The sequence below is a fragment of the Clostridiales bacterium genome, assembly GCA_025757645.1.
Taxonomy (GTDB): Bacteria; Bacillota; Clostridia; order Oscillospirales; family Oscillospiraceae; genus CAG-103.
Genome location: CP107216.1, coordinates 701,377 through 720,793, shown reverse-complemented (window position 1 = coordinate 720,793; position 19,417 = coordinate 701,377). Strand labels below are relative to the sequence as shown.

The following is a 19,417-nucleotide window of genomic DNA, read 5'->3' as shown; positions in this document are numbered from 1 at the left end:
GGGCCAATTACGGTCCGAGGCTGTTTTCGCTTCATATCGATTTATCTTTTCACTCGAGCAGCTGCGCGCGGCCGCCGTGCAGGCGGATCTTCCCGGCGCAGAAGCGCTTGACCGCCTCAGGCAGCAGCTTCCACTCCGCGTCAGTGAGCACGCGGCGCTTGAGCGTCGTGAGATCGTCGTCCTCAAGCACGGGCACGGCCTTTTGCAGCAGCACCGGGCCAACGCCTCCGTTCTCGTCCACGAGGTACGCCGTCGCCCCCGTGACCTTCAGGCCGCGGGCGAGCACCGCCTCATGCACCGCGTCGCCGCGCAGCGTCTCAAACGCCGGGATGAGCGACGGCTGCACCGCGATGACCTTGTTGTGGAAGCTCCTGGCCGTCTCGCGGCCGACGCCGGGATAAAACCCCGCGTTGATGACGAGCTCGATGTCCATGTCCTTGAGCTTGTTGCGGATGGCCATGTCGTACGACGTGTCGTTCGGGAACATGGCCGGCTCGACGACGACGGTCTCGATGCCGGCGTTGCGCGCGCGCTTGAGCGCGTAGGCATTGGCGTCGGACGAGATGACGGCGACGAGCTGCAGCTCCGGGATCTCGCCGAAAAACACGGAGTCCAGCAGACTTTGCAATTTTGTTCCCTTGCCGGAAACCAGAACAGCACTGCGGATCATTTTGCTCGTTTACTCCTTCCCAAGCAGCCGTGCGGCCGTGGCGCGGTTATTGTCCTCCTGACGGTTGAGCAGCTCGGTGCGGCGGCGCAGCTCCTCGCCTCTGCCGGCGAGCGCGACGGCCGAATCGATCAGGTCGGACAGGTCCTTCTCGTTGAGCGCCTCGAACTGCATATAGTTATTCTGCTCGACATAGTCGAGAAACGCCGTGACCTTCGGGTCATAGGCAACGCCGATGAGCGGCACGCCCTGTCCGGCGGCAAAAATCAGTCCGTGCAGCCGCATGGACACGACCGTCGTCATGCGCGAGAGCACGCCGATGACCTCGCCGGTGGACATCTGCTCGTCGATCATATAATACGGGATGCTCAAATGCTCCGTGACGAGCCGGCTGGCCTCGCCGTCGGTGCGGAAATTGATGCTGAGGAACACCGGCGTCAGGCCGTATTTCAGGTAGGCGTACACAGCGCCGGCGGCGAACACGGTGGCCTTTTCCTCAATGCCGGGCCACTTGCGCAGCACGAAGCCGATATACTTGCCGTCCGGGTCCATATCGTGCTCGCGCAGAATGCGGTCGATGCGGCTGCGCTCTGCGGCCGGCAGCGTGAGCGCGGGGTCGGACGCGAGGATGACCTCCGGGTCCGTGACGCCGAAATCGCTGAGCGTCTCGCGGCTGTCCGGCTCGCGGAGGGTGATCTTGTCGACGCAGTCGTTGATGATGCGCGCGGCGAGCTGCCGGTCGCGCTCATAAACGATCGGGCCGATGCCGCAGCCGTACATCTGCACCTTGCAGCCGCAGCGGTGCGCCATGCGGATCGTGCCGAGATAATACCATAAGCTCAGCCGGCTCGTGACGTCCTGCATGAGGCTGCCGCCGCCGCTGATAAACAGCAGGCTGCGGCGCAGGATGCGCCGGATGGCAAAAAGATGAAACCGGTGGCAGGCGTTGACGCCGCAGGCGCTGCGCGTGTCCTTCGGCCGGCGGGAGAGCACGGTCACGGGCATATGCGGGTCGATGCGGCGCATCTCGCCGATGATAGCCTGCAAAATGGCGTCGTCGCCGGTGTTGCCGAAGCCGTAGGCGCCGCAGATGAGCACGCCGTCGCGCACACCGTCGCGCCGGTTGCGCTCCATGCGGAAGACCGCGTGGTAGATCTCCAGCTGGCGCAGGCCGGTGGCCTCCTCGGAAAAGTCGGCCTTGCCGCGCCGGTAGAGCGCCTCGCCCATCTCGCGGCGGTAGTTTTCGTCGAGCGCGTAGCGCGCGAGATAGGCCGCGAGCATGCGCACGTCGCCGGGTTCGATGAGCAGGCCGGTCACGCCGTGCTCGATGATGGCCGGCACGCCGCCGACGTTCGAGGCTACGGTGGCCAGATGCGCGCGCGCGCCCTCTGGCAGCGCATAGGGAAACGCCTCCGACACGGACGAGAGCGTGTTGATATCGAGCGCGCCGTAGAAGCTGTCGAGGTCGTTGACCCAGCCGAGGAAGAACACGCTGTCCTCAAGGTTCAGCTCCTTTGTGAGCGCCTCGAGCTTTTTGCGCTCCTTACCGTCGCCCGCAATGGCGAGGCGCAGCTGCGGGCAGGCCTTTTTGGCCAGCGCCACTGCGCGCAGGAGCGTCGGGATATCCTTCACGGGGTCGAGCCGGGCGGCAATGCCCGCGATGACGTCGCCCTCATGCACGGTATAGCCGAACTGCGCGAAATACGCCGCACGGTCGGTCTTGGGCACGACGTGGGAAAAGTCGAGCCCGTTGTAGATGGAAAAGAGCCGGTTCGGCTCAAAGCCGCGGTCGATGAGCCGCTGGCGGATGGGGTCGGACACGCACACGCGGTAATCGAGTTGGTGCAGGGCCCAGGTATTGAGCGTACCGTAGACGGCGCGGGCGAACGGCCGGCCGAGATAGTCGAGCCGGTAGTCGCTGTGCACAGTGCTGATGACCGGCACATGCAAATGCCGGCGCAGCAGCGCTCCGGTAACGTTTGCGAGCGCGCCGTGGCAGTGCACGAGGTCATACTCCCCGTCGCGGATGATCCGCCTGAGCGCCCTGAGGTTTGCCAAAAAGCCCTTGCCGAGCACCATCGTCGGGATACCGAGCGCGGCCGCACCGTCGGCAAAATCGCCGGCGCGGAAGCACACGAGCTGCACGTCGATGATCTGATTGAGATATTTCAACACGGAGTAAACATGCGTCCGGGCGCCGCCGGTATCGCCTCCGCTGATCACGTGGATTACTTTCACTTTACCCTCCAAAGCACTTGTGCGCGCCGCGAAAACACGGTATAATGCGCTCGTACAGGCACTTATGCATTCCCGCGCGAAATCAAAGCGCGGATTCAGATTATTATACTGTATGATTCCACTATGGTCAAGTTTTGGAGGCCCGCAATGACGAAAATTTATCTGATCCGGCACGCGGAAGCGGAGGGCAACCTCTACCGCCGCATTCAGGGACGCTGGGACGGGAGCATCACCCCGCTCGGCCTGCAGCAGATCGATGCGCTCGCGCAGCGGTTCCGCCGCGAACACATCGACGCGCTCTACTGCAGCGATTTGTCACGCGCGCGCGCAACGGCCGAGGCGATCACGCGCTATCATGACATTCCGGCCGTGGTCACGCCGCGCCTGACAGAGATCTGCATGGGCGTGTGGGAGGGCCGCGCCTGGGGCGATATCGAGCACGAATTCCCGGAGCAGATGCGCTATTTCAACACCGACCCCGACCGCTGGTCCGTGCCCGGCTGCGAGCCGCTCCGCGACGTGCAAAAGCGCATGAAGCGCGCCATAGAGGATCTCGCCGCGCGGCACGACGGGCAGACGATCGTCCTCGTGAGCCACGGCATGGCCATCCGCGCCTATCTGTGCACGGTGCTGGGCATCCCGAACAGCGAGATGGCCACCCTGCCCTACGGCGACAACACGTCCGTGAGCCTGCTGCTCGTCGACGGCGAGCGCACGACCGTGGAGTATTATAACGACAACCGCCACCTCCCGCCCGCGCTGAGCACCTTCGGCCGCCAGACCTGGTGGCGCGGCAGCGGCAGCGGCGTGGAGGATCTGCGCTATGAGCCGCTGCGCTTCCCGCGCGACGAGGCGTTTTACCTCCAGTGCTACCGGGACGCCTGGCGCAACGTGCACGAGACGGACGAGGGTTTCGTGCCCGAGCTCTATGCCCGCAGCGCCGCCCGGCACGCGCAGGAGCATCCCGGCTCCGTCGTGCGCGTCCTGAGCGGGGACCGCGTCGTCGGCCTCGTCGAGCTCGACCCCGGGCGCGACGAGCAGTCCGGCTGCGGCTGGATCAGCCTGCTGTATATGCTGCCGGAGTACCGCGGCCGCGGCTGGGCGATCCAGCTGCTGGGCTACGCGTTCTGGTTTTATGAGAATCACGACCGTACGGCCGTGCGCCTGCACGTGTCGGAAAACAATGCCCGGGCCATCACGTTCTACCAACGCAGCGGCTTCGTGCAGATCGGGCGCGACCCCGGCGTGCGCGCGCACCTGCTGCTCATGGGCCGGCTCATCCACAGGACGGTGACGCATGGAACGGTGTGATTTTCTGCCCGTCTCCGCCGAGGAGATGCACGAGCGCGGCTGGTGGTGGTACGATGCGCTCGTCGTCGGCGGCGACGCATATGTCGATCATCCGAGCTTCGGCACGGCGGTCATCAGCCGCGTGCTCGAGGCCGAGGGCCTGCGCGTGGCCGTGCTCGCGCAGCCGGACTGGCACGACGCGGAGGCCTTCCGCGCCATGGGCCGGCCGCGGCTGGGCGTGTTCATCGGCGCAGGCAATCTCGACTCCATGGTCGCGCACTACACGGCGGCCAAGCGCCGCCGCAGCGAGGATTTTTACTCCCCCGGCAAGCGCTCCGGCTGCCGGCCCGACCGCGCGGCCATCGTCTACTGCAACCGCGCGCGCGAGGCCTTCGGCCCCGACATGCCGATCATCCTCGGCTCGCTCGAGGCGAGCCTGCGCCGTTTCGCACACTACGATTACTGGGACGATTCCGTCCGCCGCGCCATCCTCTTCGACGCCCCGGCCGACCTGCTGGTCTACGGCATGGGCGAGGCAGCGACGATCGAGATCGCCCACCGCCTGAAGAAAAAGCAGTCTGTGCGCACGATGACGGACATCCCCGGCACGGGCTACATCACACGTGACCCCTCCGTGTGCAAATTTGACCACATCACGCTCCCGTCGTTCGAGGACGTGCGCGATGATAAGCGCCTCTATGCCGAGGCCACGCGCACCGAATACGCCGAGCACGACCCCATCCGCGGCCGCGCCATGATCCAGCCGTGCGAGGGGCGCTATCTGATCATCAACCCGCCCGCCATGCCGCTCGACACGAAGGAGCTCGACCGCGTGGCCGAGCTGCCCTATACCCGCGAGTGGCACCCCATGTACGAGCCGCTTGGCGGCGTGCCCGCGATCGAGGAGGTGCGCTTTAGCGTGATCCACAACCGCGGCTGCTTCGGCGGGTGCAATTTCTGCGCGCTGGCGTTCCACCAGGGCCGCATGATCACGAGCCGCAGCCACGCGAGCGTCATCCGCGAGGTCGAGGCCATGACGCACCACCCGCTCTGGAAGGGGTACGTATCCGATGTCGGCGGCCCGTCGGCAAATTTCCGCCACCCATCGTGCCGCCAGCAGCTGGAGCGCGGCATGTGCCCGAACCGGCTGTGCCTCGCGCCGACGCCGTGCCCGAATATCGACGCCGACCACTCGGACTATCTCGCCCTGCTGCGCAAGCTGCGCCAGATCCCCGGCGTGAAGAAGGTGTTCGTGCGCAGCGGCATCCGCTATGACTACATGCTCTGCGACGATAACGACGCGTTCTTCCGTGAGCTCGTGCGCTACCACATCTCCGGCCAGCTCAAGGTCGCGCCCGAGCACTGCATCGACTCCGTGCTCGACTATATGGGCAAGCCCCACATTGGCACGTACGAGCGCTTCATGGACGAATACCGCCAGCTCAACCACAGGTATGATAAGGAACAGTACGTCGTGCCGTACCTCATGAGCTCGCACCCCGGCAGCACGCTCGCCGACGCCGTGGCCCTCGCGGAGTATCTCAACCGCCGCGGCCGCCAGCCCGAGCAGGTGCAGGATTTTTACCCCACCCCCGGCACGATCAGCACATGCATGTACCACACCGGCATCGATCCGCGCACGATGCAGCCGGTCTACGTCGCCAAGACGCCGCATGAAAAGGACATGCAACGCGCGCTGCTGCAGTGGCGCCGGCCGGACAAGCGCCGGCTCGTCATTCAGGCGCTGCACGAGGCCGGGCGCGAGGATCTGATCGGCTTCGGCAAGGACTGTCTCGTCCGCCCGATGACCGACCGGCGCAAGCCCGCCAGACCCGCCGAACCCCAGCCGCCCCAGCGCAAATACGGCAAGGTCTACGGCGGCGGCAAAAAGCCCGCGTCCGCCCGCGCCGCACAGAGCGGCAGGGCCGGAAAGTCCGCCAAATCCAGCAAACCCGGCCGGTCCGGAACGTCCGCCAAGCCGGGCGCGCCCCGCTCCGGCGGCAGGGGCACGCAGCCCCCGCGCGGGAAAGGCGGCCGCCGATGAGCTATCTCTTTCTCTACCTCGCCGCCATCAACATCATCGCCTTCGCCGCCATGGGCATCGACAAGGCGAAGGCCCGCGCGGGCAAATGGCGCATCGCGGAGGGCACGCTCTTCGCCCTCGCCGCGCTCGGCGGGGCGCTCGGCGGCACGCTGGGCATGCGCATGTTCCACCACAAGACGAAACATAAGGAATTTCGCTTCGGCTTTCCCGCGCTGCTGTGCCTGCAGTGCGCGGCCGTGGTGTATCTCATTCTGATCTGGAAGCAGGTGATCTGATATGACCCCCACCCTACTCGCCTATCAAATCGACCCGAAAAAACTCGGGAAAATGCAGATCGTGTGCCTGCGGCTCGGCATCCGGGTGCAGGCGGTCGACCCGGCCGACTTCGGCCAGACGATCGGCGCGCTGGCCGGCGTGCTGCCGCGCGAGCCGGACGCCCCCGCCGCCCCGCTCCCGGGGGAGATGCTCGTCATGGCGCACTTTCGCCCCGGCCTGCTCGAGGGGATGCTGCAGGGATGGCGCGCCGCGCACATCCCGCCCGTCGCGCTCAAGGCCATGCTGACGGACACGAACGCCGCCTGGACGGCCACCGCGCTCTACGCCGAGATCGCCAGGGAGCACGCCGCCATGCACAGCGGCGGCCGCGCGCACAAGGCGTGAAATTTCACGATTTACAGCAAAAAACCGATTGACAAGCGTTCACGCCTGTACTATGCTATGGACACAGGTGTGCACCTACCGGCAGTCAGGCGAGGAAAGTCTGACTGCTTTTGTATTTGCCGCCGACATTGCCAAGGGGTCCCGCCTATGAAACACAATCAGATCCGTCAAGTCGTTTTCCCGATCCTGGCCGCGCTCATCTGGGGCACCGCCTTCGTCGCGCAGGACGTCTGCGCCGATACGATCGGCACATTCACGTTCAACGCCGTGCGCTATTTCATCGCCGTGCTCGCGCTGCTGGTGCTCATCGCGGTGCTGCATGCCGTGCATAAGGACCGCCCGCAGCCCACGGAGGCGGAAAAACGCGCCGGACGCAGACAGCTCTGGCTCGGCGGCTTTTGCTGCGGCACGGCGCTGGCCATCGCCTCGAACTTCCAGCAGGCCGGCATCACCGCCGGGACGGACGCCGGAAAGGCGGGCTTTCTCACGGCGCTGTACGTGGTGCTCGTGCCAGTGTTCGGCCTGTTTTTCAGGCGCAAGGTCAGCCTGCCGGTATGGATCGCGGTCGTGCTGTCGGTCGTATCCCTGTACCTGCTGTGCATCAAGGGCAGCTTCCGCCTCGCCGCGGGCGACCTGCTCGTGCTCGTGTGCGCGGTGTGCTTTGCCGTGCACATTCTGGTCATCGACCACTTCGGTGCAACGTGCGATGGGGTGAAGCTCAGCTGCGTGCAGTTTCTGTTCGCGGGGCTGTGGTCGGCCGTGTGCATCCCGTTTTTCGAGCACGTGGACGCCGCCGCCCTGCTCTCGTGCGCGCTGCCGCTGCTGTATGTGGGCGTGTTCTCGTGCGGTGTGGGCTACACGCTGCAGATCCTCGCGCAGAAGGACTCCAACCCCACGGTCGTCACCATCCTGCTGAGCCTTGAGAGCGTGTTCGCCGTCATCGCGGGCGCGATCATTCTACACCAGCACATGACCCCGCGCGAATACCTCGGCTGCGCGCTGATGTTCCTCGCCGTCGTCCTCGCGCAGATCCCGCTGCCGGCCAAGGCCGCCCGCGCGGGAAAATAAGCAAAACCCCGCCGGTCGGCGGGGTTTTTCGCACACACGCAGCTGCGCGCAAATGCCCCTTGCATTTTTGCCCAAATTGGGCTATAATTCTTGTCAAGAAATTCACAGAAAGTGTATGTACAAGGAGGTCGATTCCCCATGAAACTGACACCCGAACAACAGGCCGTGCTCGACGGCAGCAAGGGCGCCGTCATGGCCAAGGTCATGAAAACGCTCGTCATGTACGGCGACGCCTTCGGCGCGGAAAAGATGGTGCCCGTCACGAGCACCTACGGCCACACGGTCATCAGCTTCGGCATCAACGCCATGAAGCCGGTCTATGACCTGTATGACCAGCTGATCGAGGCCGGCGCGTTTTCCGAGCAGAAATTCACCGCCGACCCGCTCCCGCTCGACAAGAACGTCCCCTCGAACCCGCTGCAGGATCTGGTGTTCCACCAGTTCATGTATAAGCAGCAGGCGCGCTACGAGGCCCAGCTGAGAAAGCTCGGCATCCTCAGCGACAAGGACTACACCTGCACCTGCTACCTCGACGAGGTGGGCAACAAGCCCAAGCAGGGCGAGGTGCTCTCGTGGGCGGAGTCGTCCGCCGTGGTGTACGCCAACAGCGTGCTCGGCGCGCGCTGCAACCGCAACTCCGGCATGATCGAGCTCATGGGCTCTATCGCCGGCTGCGTGCCGTATTTCGGTTTTCTGACCGACGACGGACGAAAGGCCGACTGGATCGTCGAGGTGCGCACGACGAAAAAGCCCGAGCCGCAGCTGCTCGGCTCCGCCATCGGCATGAAGGTCATGGAAAAAGTGCCGTATGTCAAGGGGCTTGACCAGTGGATCGGCACGGAGATCAATGAGGATGCCATCGCGTATCTCAAGGACTTCGGCGCAGCCACCGCGTCCAACGGCGCCGTGGGCCTGTACCACATCGAGCACCTCACGCCCGAGGCCGTGCAGCAGGGCGAGGCGCTCATCCGCGACGGTGCGCCCGTGTACGTCATCGACGACGCGGAGCTCCAGCGCGTGCGCGAGAGCTATCCGTGCGTGTGGAAGAATCTCAACGCCAAGCCGAAGCTGTGCTTCATGGGCTGCCCGCACATGACGCTCCACCAGCTCATCGACACGACCGAGCGCGTCGAGGCCAGCCTCCGGGCGCACGGTCAGCGCAAGGTCTGCATCCCGACGGTGTTCACCGCCGCACCCGGCGTTATCGAGGAATTTGAAAAGACAGAGTACGCACCCCGCCTGCGCAACACCGGCGTCGTGCTCAGCTACATCTGCCCGCTCATGTACATGAACAACCCGCTCAGCAAAGCCATGCCCGTCATCACCTCGTCGAACAAGCTGCGCACGTATTCGACCGCGCGCTACTACACCGAGGATGAGATCATCACCATGATTACGAAGGGGGCCAACTAATATGAAACAGTTTCAGGGCCGCGTCATCTGTCCCGGCACGTGCGAGGCGGAAGCCCTCGTGTCGCACGGCGGCTTCAACACGCTCGCCAGCTATCAGATGGCCTTGATGTTCCACGACAAGCAGGTCAAATGCGGCGACCAGAACAACCCCGACCTGTATAAAAAGCCGATGATCGGCAAGGCTCTGTGCCTGCCGGAGACGATCGGCTCGACCACCGGCGGCATGGTGCTCTACACAGCCTGCGCCTCCGGGCAGCAGCCGGCGTGCATGCTCTTTTCCAAGCACATCGACTCGCTGGCGGCCTCGGGCGCGATCCTCGCGTCCGTGTGGACGGACGCCGATATGCCGGTCATCGACTGCCTGGGCGACGAATTTCTCGCCGCCGTGCAGACGGGGCAGACCGTGCGCGTGCTCGACGGCGGCATCGTCGAGGTGGCATAACACTTTATGGAAAGGAAACGGGGCTGACCGGCCGGTCAGCCCCGTTTTTGCGCCATGCGTCGGAAGGCATTTCATCGAGGCGCGAATCATGCATCATTCCAAGATGTCTGAGCCGCAGGGGCGCCCGAGGGGGCAAGGCCCGCTTCGAATGAGATCATGCATCGCCCCTGGCGATGCCTTCTCCTTGAGGAGAAGGCTTTCAACGTCCTTCAGCGCTGCCCCACCGCAGCCCGCGCATTGTCTTTTCCCGCCGCACGTGCTACAATTTATTATTCTCGTCTTGTCAGGAGGTGCCGCCATGCAGCCGCGATCCCGCCGCGCCGTCATCGTGCTCGATGCGCTGGGCCTTGCCGCGCTCGCGGCACTGTTCGTGCTCTGGTGCGTGCGCACGCCGGGTCTGTCCGTCCCGGGCGGCATCGCCGCCGGGTGCAGCGCGGCGCTGTTTGCCGCCGTGGGGCTGCGGTTCGTGCCCGCGTGGGTGCACTTCTGGCAGCGTGAGGGCGATGCGCCCGCCGCCGTTCCGGCGGCCGAACCCGCGCACATGGGCTCGCGCATTTTCGCTGCGCTGCTCGCGCTCGATCTCGTCCTGCTCCTGCTCACGTGGAGCGTCCGCGCCCTCGCCGGGCAGCCGGAAACGCTCGCGCAGGCGCTCGAATTCTGGCGCTGCACCGACAGCCGGCACTATCTTGACATCGCGCGCGACGGCTACATCGCCGCCGGCGATCCCGACCGCGTCGTGCAGCTCGTGTTCCTGCCGGGCTACCCGCTCGTGGTGCGCGCGGTGATGCGCCTCATTCCCTCGGACATCTGCGCGGGGCTGCTCACATCGGCGCTGTGCTTCGCGGGCGCGGGGTGCATGATCTACCGGCTGCTGCGGCTCGACCTGCCGCACCGCGACGCCGTGCGCGCGCTGCGCTTTCTCGCGCTCGCGCCGGGGTGCTTTTTCTTCGCCGCGCCCATGAGCGAAAGTCTGTTTCTGCTGCTGACGGCCGCGGCGCTCTACCTCGCCCGCACGCGCCGGCCCATCCTCGGCGGGCTGTGCGGAGCCTATGCCGCGTTCACGCGCTCGCTCGGGCTGCTGCTGTTCGTGCCGCTGCTGTGGGAGCTCGTGCACGACGCCGTGCAGCGCCGCCGGGTGGACACCCGGCAGGTCGTCGGCGCGCTGCTCGTGCCGCTCGGCTTCGCGGCGTATTGTTATATCAACTGGCGCGTATCTGGAAACCCGTTTCAGTTTCTCATCTACCAGCGCGAGCACTGGAACCAGCGCACGGGCCTGTTTTTCAGCACCGCCGCGTATCAGACGGACTATTTTCTGCGCAGTCTGACCTCCGGCGTCTGGCGCGACGCGCTCGGCCTCTGGCTGCCGAACCTGATCGCGTGCTTTGCTGCGCTCGGCCTGCTGGCCGCGGCCGCGCCGAAGCTGCGCGCGAGCCAGACGGCGTGGTTTCTCGCGTATTACATCGTCGCCGTCGGCGCGACGTGGCTGCTGAGCGCGCCGCGCTACCTGCTCGTGCTGCTGCCGGTGCCGCTGGCACTGGCGCAGTGCACGCGAGCGCGCACCGCCGGGCGCGTCCTTACCGCCCTGAGCGCGCTCGCCTCGCTCGGCTATCTCGCCGCATTCGCCCTGCGCTGGCAGGTGTGGTAAGGCGGCAAAAGAAGGCACACCCATCGTTCCGCTCAAAAAAGCGCAAATAAAGAAAGAGGGCCGCCTGCGTATTCCCAGCAGGCAGCCCATCGCAGCTGTAACTTCCGCCGTCCGGAAGCCGATTACAGAATTTTCGGAATGAGAAAGGCCAACAGCAAAAGCACAACGATCGCAACCATGATGTTGCCAAGCAGATTGAAAAAGAATTTCATGACATCATCCACTCACAATTCACGCAATTTCCGGCACTCCGGCAATCTCTGACCGCCGCCGGTACCGTCACAGAAAACACCTTTCAGGTATCACAGATCCGCGCAATGCGCAATCATAAATTGGGAATTTTTTCGTTTTTTGGGCTTTTCTCGAGGCAGCCCCGCTTAAGTGTCCTTTTAATGGGACAGCAAATATGCTATCATCGAACCAAATCGCAAGGAGGGATCTTATGCTGCACCTGCTCTATGGCCCTGCCGCCAGCGGCAAGACCGACCTGCTCATGGGGCGCATCCGCACAGCCGTCGCGGCGCGCACGCCGGGGCAGGTGCTGCTCGTGCCGGAGCAATACAGCCACGAGGCCGAGCGCGCGCTGTGCGCCGCCTGCGGCGACAGCCTGAGTCTGTACGCCGAGGTGCTGAGCTTCACGGGGCTGGCGCGCCGCGTCGCGGCCGAGACCGGCGCGGGCGAGGCGCCGCTGCTCGATCAGGGCGGGCGGCTGCTGTGCATGGCGCTGGCACTGAGCCAGGTGGCGCCGCGGCTGCGGCTGTTCGGCGCGGCCGCCCGCCGGCCGCAGATGCAGCAGACGCTCCTCGGCGCGGTCGATGAGCTCAAGACCGCGTGCGTCACGCCCGACGCGCTCGAGGCCACGGCCGCGCGCTGCCCCGGCTATCTGGGCGACAAGCTGCGCGACCTTGCGCTCGTGCTCGCGGCGTATGACGCCGTGACCGCGCAGGGGCACGCAGACCCCACCGACCGGCTGACCCGCCTGGCCGAGCGCATCCCCGCGAGCACGCTTGGCCGCACGGGACATTTTTACCTCGACGGCTTCACCGACTACACGCGGCAGGAGCTGGCCGTCGTGCGCGCGCTGCTGACCGCCGGCGCGGACGTGACGGTCTGCCTCACGCTCGATCAGCTCTCCGGCGGCAGCGAGATCTTCGGCGCTGCCCGGCGCACGGCGCGCGTCCTGCTCGACATGGCGGACGACTGCGGCGTGCAGGCCACGGTCGAGTCCTGCCCCGCCCGCGCGGCCGACACGCCGCTGCGCGTACTCGAGCAGCAGCTGTTTTCCTACACCTCCGCGCACTTTGACGATCCCGCGCAGACGATCACCGTCCACACGGCGGACGATCTCGCGGCCGAGTGCGCATGGGCGGCCGCCCGCGCGCTGCAGATCGTGCAGTCGGGCTGCCGCTGGCGCGACATTGCCATCGCCGTGCGCGGCTTTTCCGACTACGCGCCCGCGCTCGAGCGCATGTGCGCCTACTACGGCGTGCCGCTCTATTTTGCCCGCCGCACCGACCTGATGCAAAAGCCGCTCGTGGCGCTCATCCGCGCGGCCTACGACATCGTGACCGGCGGCTGGGACGCCGAGGACGTCTCGGCCTACCTGCGCACGGGCCTCGCCGGGCTCACGCCGGAGGAGACGGACACGCTCGAAAACTACGTCCTGCTCTGGTCCATCCGCGGCAGCGCGTGGACACGCCCGACCCCGTGGCAGCAGCACCCGGACGGCTACGGCGCGCCGGACACGGACGAATCCGCCGCCCGCCTGAAGGAGATCAATGACCTGCGGCAGCGCGCGGCCGGGCCCCTGCGGCAGCTGGGCGCGGAGAGCAGCGCCGCCGCCACGGCGGAGGCGCAGGCCATGGCGCTGGCGGATTTTCTCGAGCGGCTGCACCTCGCGCAGCGGCTCGATGCGCTGGCCGAAAGTCTGCGCGCCGAGGGGCGCGCCGCGCTCGCGGCCGAGTACGCCCAGCTCTGGGAGCTGACGGTCGGCGCGCTTGAGCAGTTCGCCGCCATCCTCGGCGACACGGAGATGGATGCCGACACATTTGCGACGCTCTTTGTGCGCATGCTCGCCTGCTACGACATCGGCACGATCCCCGTCGCGCTCGACCGCGTGACCGCCGGCGACCTTGACCGCATGCGCCGCCGCGGCATCCGGCACCTGATCGTGCTCGGTGCGTCGGACGACCGGCTGCCGCGCGCCGGCGAGCCGGACGGCGTATTCTCGCCCGAGGAGCGGCGCGAGCTGCTGGAGCTGGAGCTCGACATCGGCGGCGGCACGGACGACGCGCTCTGGCGCGAATACAACCTCATCTACCAGTGCGTGACGCTCCCGGCGGAGACGCTCGCTGTATCTTACCCGCTCTTTGACGGCAATGGCACGCCCACGCGCCCGTCGTTTCTCGTCACGCGCATCGCGCAGCTTTTCGGCACGCTGCCCCGCCCCGCGAACCCGGACGCGCAGCGCCTGCTGGCCGCCGCCCCGGCGCTGGAGCTGGCCGGGCGCACGCTGCGCGGGGCGACCGATCCCGCCGCCGTCGCGGCGCGCGCGTGGTTCCGGCAGCACGACCCCGCCGCGCTCGCCGCGCTCACGCGCGCGGCCCACACCGCCCGCGGCCGGCTCTCGCCCGAGCGCGTGCGCGCGCTCTACGGCAAGCGGCTGTACCTCTCGGCGTCGAAGGCCGAGCGCTTTTCCGCGTGCCGGTACGCCTACTTCCTGCAGTACGGGCTCAAAGCCAGGCCCCGCCGCCCGGCGGCGTTCAACCCGCCGGAGATCGGCACGTTCTTCCACTACGTCCTGCAGCACACGGCGCAGGACGCGACGGACGCCGGCGGCTTCGCCGCCGTGACGGACGAGCAGCTCGGCGCGTTTACCGACCGCTGGACGCAGCGCTACATCCACGACGAACTCAATGACTTTCGGGAGAAATCCGCGCGCTTTACCTACCTCTTCCGCCGCCTGTGCCGGCAGGTGCGGCAGGTCGTGGCCGACATGGCGCACGAGCTGCGCGCGGGCGACTTCGTGCCGCTGGATTTTGAACTCAACTTCGCAGACCCCGAGCAGATCGCACCGATCACGCTCTCGGACGGTGAGGTGACGCTCAACATGAGCGGCGTGGCCGACCGCGTGGACGGCTGGCTGCACGACGGCAAGCTCTACCTGCGCGTCGTTGACTACAAGACCGGGCGCAAGGCGTTCTCGCTCTCGGACGTATGGTACGGCATGGGGCTGCAGATGCTGCTGTACCTCTTCGCGCTCGAGCGCTCCGGCCCTGCGCGCTACGGGCACGAGATCGTGCCGGCCGGCGTGCTCTACGTTCCGGCGCGCGACGTGCTCATCCCTGCCGACCGCCGGCTCTCGCCGGAGGAGGCGGCCCGAGAGCGCGCCGGCGCTGTGCGCCGCTCCGGCCTGCTGCTCGACGATGCCGCCGTGCTGCACGCCATGGAGCACAGCGACACGCCGCAGTACCTGCCCGTCTCGCCCCGTCGCAAAACGGACGCGCTCGCAAGCGCGGAGCAGCTCGGCCTGCTCGCGCGGCATATTGAAACGACACTGCTCGACCTCGCGCACGAGCTGCGCGGCGGTAGCATCACGGCCGACCCCTACTTCCGCTCCGGGCAGGACACGGCCTGCACGCACTGCGACTATCTGACCGTCTGCCACTTCACGCCCGGCATGGGGGGCGACTGCCACCGTGTGCTCACCAAGCTCCCGGCCGACAAGGTCTGGAGCAACCTGAAAGGAGGCACGCCGGATGCCTGAACTCAACTTCACGCCCGAGCAGCGCGCCGCGATCGACACGCGCGGCAGCACCGTGCTCGTGTCCGCGGCGGCGGGCAGCGGCAAGACCCGCGTGCTCACCGAGCGGCTCATGGCCTACCTCACGGACGCGGAACATCCGGTCGATATCGACCATTTCCTCGTCATCACCTACACGCGCGCGGCCGCGGCCGAGCTGCGCAGCCGCATTCTCGACGGAATCTATGCGCGCATTGCGTCCGACCCCGAAAACCGCCGCCTGCGGCGGCAGGTCGCGCTGTGCGCCCGCGCCGAGATCGGCACGATCCACAGCTTCTGCGCCGACTTCCTGCGCGCCAACTGTGCAGCCCTCGCCCTCGCGCCGGACTTTCAGGTCGCCGATACCGAGCGCTGCGCCGCCCTGCGCGCAGCGGCGCTCGAGCACACGCTCGAGCGCGCCTATACACGCCTCGACACCGACGCACCCTTCCGCCTGCTGGCCGACACGGTCGGCGGCGGGCGCGACGATGCGCGCCTGGGCGAGCTGGTGCTCTCGCTCTATGACAAAATGCAGTGCCACGCACGGCCCGAGCAGTGGGCGCAGCGGCAGGTGGACCTGCTCGCGCTCGACGGCGTGACCGACGCCGGCGCTACCCCGTGGGGGCAGGCGCTGCTGGCGCGCGTGCGCGAGAGCGCGGCGCACTGGGCGGGCGTGCTCGATAAACAGCTGGACATCATGGCGGCGCAGGACATGGCGTGGCTCTACGGCATCTACGGCACGAGCTTCGCAGAGACGGCCGATGGTCTGCGCGCCGTCGTGCGCGCCTGCGATCAAAGCTGGGACGCTGCCGTGGCGGCGCTGCAGAACGTACCGTTCCCGCGCCTCGGCAGCACGCGCAAGCCGCCCGACCCGGACGTGCGCGACCGCGTCAAGGCGCAGCGCGACGCGGCAAAAAAAGCCATCCAGGCGCTGCAAAAGCAGATCAATGTCCCCTCCGCGCAGGCGCTGGCCGACCTGCACACGACCGCCCCGGCCATGCAGGCACTGCTGGCGCTGACGCTGGACTTCGGCGCGGCCTACGCCGCCGAAAAGCGGCGGCGCAGCCTTGTGGACTTCTCCGACCTCGAGCACATGACCGCGCAGCTGCTCACGGACGACGACGGCGCGCCGACGGAGCTGGCGCGCCAGCTCTCCGGGCGCTACACCGAGATCATGGTCGATGAATATCAGGACGTGTCGGAGGTGCAGGATCTCATTTTCCGCGCCGTGTCGCGCGACGGCAATAACCTCTTTTTCGTCGGCGATGTCAAGCAGTCGATCTATCGCTTCCGCCTCGCCGACCCCACGATCTTCCTCGACAAATACGCGCGCTTTGCAGATTTTCGCGCAGCCTTGCCCGGTGCGCCGCGGCGCATCCTCCTGCGGGAGAATTTCCGCTCCCGCCGCGCGGTGCTGGCCGGCGCCAACCACGTCTTTTCCAACATCATGTCCCGCGCGCTCGGCGAGCTGGACTATGACGACGCGGCCCGCCTGCGCGCCGGAGCACCCTACCCGGACGACGGCGAAAAGCCGGAGCTCGCCGTGCTCGAACTGCCGGACGCGGACGACGACGCGCCCACGCCGGAAAAATCCGTGCTGGAGGCGGACTACGTCGCGCGGCGCATCCGCGCGCTGATCGACGGCGGCGCATCCGTGTGGGAAAACGGCGCCGAGCGCCCCGCGCACTACGGCGACGTGGTCATCCTGCTGCGCAGCGCCAACAGCGTCGGCCCCGTGTACCGCGCCGCGCTCGAGGCGCAGGGCATCCCCGTATCGGCGGAGACGAGCGGCGGGTTCTACACGTCCGAGGAGGTGTCGGTGCTCTGCTCGCTGCTGGCGGTGGTGGACAATCCGCACCAGGACGTGCCGCTGATCGCGGCGCTGCGCTCGCCGCTGTTCGGCCTGACGGCGGACGATCTGGCCGCCGTGCGCACGTGCGACCGCGAGCACGATTTTTACACCGCAGTCACGCTCGCCGCCGAGACGCGCGACGACTGCCGGGACTTTCTCGACGTGCTCGCGCGCTACCGCGCGCTGTCGATCGAGCTGCCGCTGGGCGAATTTCTGTGGCACGTCGTGGACGACCGCGCCGTCATGGCGCTCACGAGCGCGATGCCGGACGGCGAGCTGCGGCGGCGCAACGTACTGCTCCTGCTCGACCTGGCGCAGCAGTTTGAGCGCACCGGCGCGCGCGGGCTGCACCGCTTCCTGCTCTGGATGCAGCGGCAGGCGGCCGAGGGCGAAGAGCCCACCGTCCCCGGCAGCGAGAGCCGCAGCGTGCGCATCCTGAGCATCCACAAATCCAAGGGGCTGGAGTTCCCGTTCGTGTTTTTGTGCGACACGGCGCGCCTGTTCAACAAATCCGACACGCGCGCGAGCGTGCTCGTGCACCCGGCGCTCGGCCTCGGGCCGAAGTGCACGGATCTCGAGCACGGCGTGGAGTACCCCACCATCGCACGGCAGGCGATCGCGGCGCAGCTGCTGACCGAGACGCTCTCGGAGGAGATGCGCCTGCTGTACGTGGCCATGACGCGCGCGAAGGAGCGCCTCATCATCACGGGCACGACGCACAGCATCGCCAAAACGACCGGCTGGCTGGAGGCCACCGCGAGCGCGCCGCTCCCGCCGGAGCTGCTGCGCGGCATGGCCAGCCCCCTGTTCTGGCTGCTGCAGAGCGCGCTGCTCGACCGGGACGAGCGCTTCCTGCGCCGGAACTACGTCTATCTGAAGCCAGACGCCGCGGCAGAGCGCGCGGAGACGGAGACCGGACCCGCGCTGCCGAAGCCCGACCCCGCCCTGCTGGCACAGCTCGAGCGCGCGCTCACGTTCCGCTACGCGCACGCGCAGGCAGTCGACCTGCCGTCAAAGGTGACGGCGACGGAGCTCAAGCGGCTGGAGGCGGAGGATGCGCCGCCCGAGGACGCCGGCGCGCCGCTGCTGGCGGGCGCGCCGCGCACGCAGACCTTTCGCCGGCCGGACTTCTCGGCGCGCGCGCGCAAGCTCACCGCGGCCGAGCGCGGCACGGCCACGCACCGCATCCTGCAATACCTGCGCTTTGCCGACGCGCGCACGCCGGAGGGCATCCGCGCGCAGGTAGAAACGTTGACCGCGCGCGGTGAACTCACGGGGCGCGAGGCGCAGGCCGTGGACACGGCCTCGCTCCTGCGGCTGGGCCGCACCGAGCTCGGCGCGCAGCTCGCGGCGGCAGAGGCAGCCGGCACGCTGCGGCGCGAGTTTTGCTTCTCGCTGCTGTGCCCGGCGGAGACGTTCTTCCCCGGCGCGGGTGAGGAGCAGGTGCTGCTGCAGGGCGTGGTCGATGCGTGGTTCGAAACAAAGGACGGTCTCGTCATCGTGGACTATAAGACCGACCGCATCCGCCCCGAGGGCGTGCCGGCGCGCACGGCGTACTACGCCGCGCAGCTGCGCGCCTACGCCGGGGCGATGGCGCGCATCACCGGCCAGCCGGTCTGCCGCCGCGTGCTGTATTTTCTGCACTGCGGCCAGGTCAGCGACGTGCCGGGCCCGGATGCGTAAAAAAATGCGAAAACCGCTTGCAATTTTGTCACCGGTATGCTAGAATTCAGATTGCGTTTTGTAACCACGGACCAGCCCGTGCTCAAGACAGCTTATTATGAGGTGAATGACTATGAAAGACGGTATCCATCCGAATTACCAGCCGACCACGATCCGCTGCGCCTGCGGCGCCGTGTACGAGACCCGCTCCACGAAGCAGAACATCTCCATCGAGATCTGCTCCAAGTGCCACCCGTTCTACACCGGCAAGCAGAAGCTCGTTGACACCAGCGGCCGCGTTGACAAGTTCAACAAGAAGTACGGCATCAAGTAAGATCGGACAAGATCCTTGCGAAAAGCAGCCCGCGTGCACTGCACGCGGGCTTTTTCGCGCCCTGCGGCATTTGTGACGTCATAAAGCCTCGTCTCCGCCCGTACCCGCGGTCGAGCCTCCGCAGCCGGACGACCGAAAAGCTCCGTAACGTCACGAAGCCTCGCAGAGTTTGCGTCCGCAGATGCAAAAAAATTCCAATCATTTTCTCTGGCGGCGTGTACGACGGAGAAAATACCGCTCGGCTCGCAAACGTGCGCATTGGGCGCCTTTGGTGTACAATGCGTGCGCTGCAGCGAGCTGCGATCTCTTCCACAGAGGGCC

At 66.8% G+C, this 19,417-nt stretch carries 13 protein-coding genes; 11 read left to right on the top strand and 2 right to left on the bottom strand.

The features are described 5' to 3' along the window. Positions 1 to 49: 49 nt before the first annotated feature. Both OGM61_03345 and csaB read right to left on the bottom strand, forming a co-directional pair. Positions 50 to 670: a formyltransferase family protein gene (locus tag OGM61_03345; GenBank protein ID UYI85117.1), complete on the bottom strand. Its 621-nt coding sequence runs from the start codon at positions 668 to 670 to the stop codon at positions 50 to 52. Between the two features lie 9 nt (positions 671 to 679). Beyond that, positions 680 to 2,839 carry a polysaccharide pyruvyl transferase CsaB gene (csaB, locus tag OGM61_03340; GenBank protein UYI85116.1) on the bottom strand — a complete coding sequence of 720 codons (2,160 nt, stop codon included), beginning with the start codon at positions 2,837 to 2,839 and terminating at the stop codon, positions 680 to 682. A 213-nt stretch (positions 2,840 to 3,052) separates the two neighbouring features. Between csaB and OGM61_03335 the strand changes: the two genes are divergently transcribed. The 11 genes from OGM61_03335 to rpmE all read left to right on the top strand — a co-directional run bounded on the left by OGM61_03335 (position 3,053) and on the right by rpmE (position 19,096). Next, positions 3,053 to 4,216 carry a bifunctional histidine phosphatase family protein/GNAT family N-acetyltransferase gene (locus tag OGM61_03335; protein ID UYI85115.1) on the top strand — a complete coding sequence of 388 codons (1,164 nt, stop codon included), beginning with the start codon at positions 3,053 to 3,055 and terminating at the stop codon, positions 4,214 to 4,216. After that, entirely contained in the window at positions 4,203 to 6,239 is a 2,037-nt protein-coding gene (locus OGM61_03330; GenBank protein ID UYI85114.1) for a YgiQ family radical SAM protein, read from the top strand. The genes OGM61_03335 and OGM61_03330 overlap by 14 nt, the downstream gene beginning before the upstream one ends. Further along, positions 6,236 to 6,514, top strand: coding sequence for a DUF1294 domain-containing protein (locus OGM61_03325; GenBank protein UYI85113.1), 279 nt, complete (start codon positions 6,236 to 6,238; stop codon positions 6,512 to 6,514). Before OGM61_03330 ends, OGM61_03325 begins: the two co-directional genes overlap by 4 nt. Before the next feature lies 1 nt (position 6,515). Then, entirely contained in the window at positions 6,516 to 6,899 is a 384-nt protein-coding gene (locus OGM61_03320; GenBank protein UYI85112.1) for a DUF3783 domain-containing protein, read from the top strand. A gap of 147 nt (positions 6,900 to 7,046) precedes the next feature. After that, complete coding sequence (locus tag OGM61_03315; protein ID UYI85111.1) at positions 7,047 to 7,967, top strand: DMT family transporter; 921 nt, start codon at positions 7,047 to 7,049, stop codon at positions 7,965 to 7,967. A gap of 138 nt (positions 7,968 to 8,105) precedes the next feature. Then, the gene (locus OGM61_03310) at positions 8,106 to 9,380 is read left to right on the top strand and encodes an aconitase X catalytic domain-containing protein (GenBank protein UYI85110.1); all 1,275 of its coding nucleotides are present in this window, start codon (positions 8,106 to 8,108) and stop codon (positions 9,378 to 9,380) included. 1 nt (position 9,381) lies between these two features. Continuing rightward, positions 9,382 to 9,822 (top strand): DUF126 domain-containing protein, encoded by a 441-nt coding sequence (locus tag OGM61_03305; GenBank protein UYI85109.1) that lies wholly within the window; start codon positions 9,382 to 9,384, stop codon positions 9,820 to 9,822. Between the two features lie 298 nt (positions 9,823 to 10,120). After that, positions 10,121 to 11,467 carry a hypothetical protein gene (locus tag OGM61_03300; protein UYI85108.1) on the top strand — a complete coding sequence of 449 codons (1,347 nt, stop codon included), beginning with the start codon at positions 10,121 to 10,123 and terminating at the stop codon, positions 11,465 to 11,467. A 442-nt stretch (positions 11,468 to 11,909) separates the two neighbouring features. After that, a complete protein-coding gene (locus OGM61_03295; protein ID UYI85107.1) occupies positions 11,910 to 15,233 on the top strand; it encodes a PD-(D/E)XK nuclease family protein in 3,324 nt (1,107 codons plus the stop codon). Further along, positions 15,226 to 18,783: a helicase-exonuclease AddAB subunit AddA gene (addA, locus tag OGM61_03290; GenBank protein ID UYI85106.1), complete on the top strand. Its 3,558-nt coding sequence runs from the start codon at positions 15,226 to 15,228 to the stop codon at positions 18,781 to 18,783. Before OGM61_03295 ends, addA begins: the two co-directional genes overlap by 8 nt. Before the next feature lie 112 nt (positions 18,784 to 18,895). Then, positions 18,896 to 19,096, top strand: coding sequence for a 50S ribosomal protein L31 (gene rpmE / locus OGM61_03285; GenBank protein UYI85105.1), 201 nt, complete (start codon positions 18,896 to 18,898; stop codon positions 19,094 to 19,096). The last annotated feature ends 321 nt before the right edge of the window (positions 19,097 to 19,417 follow it).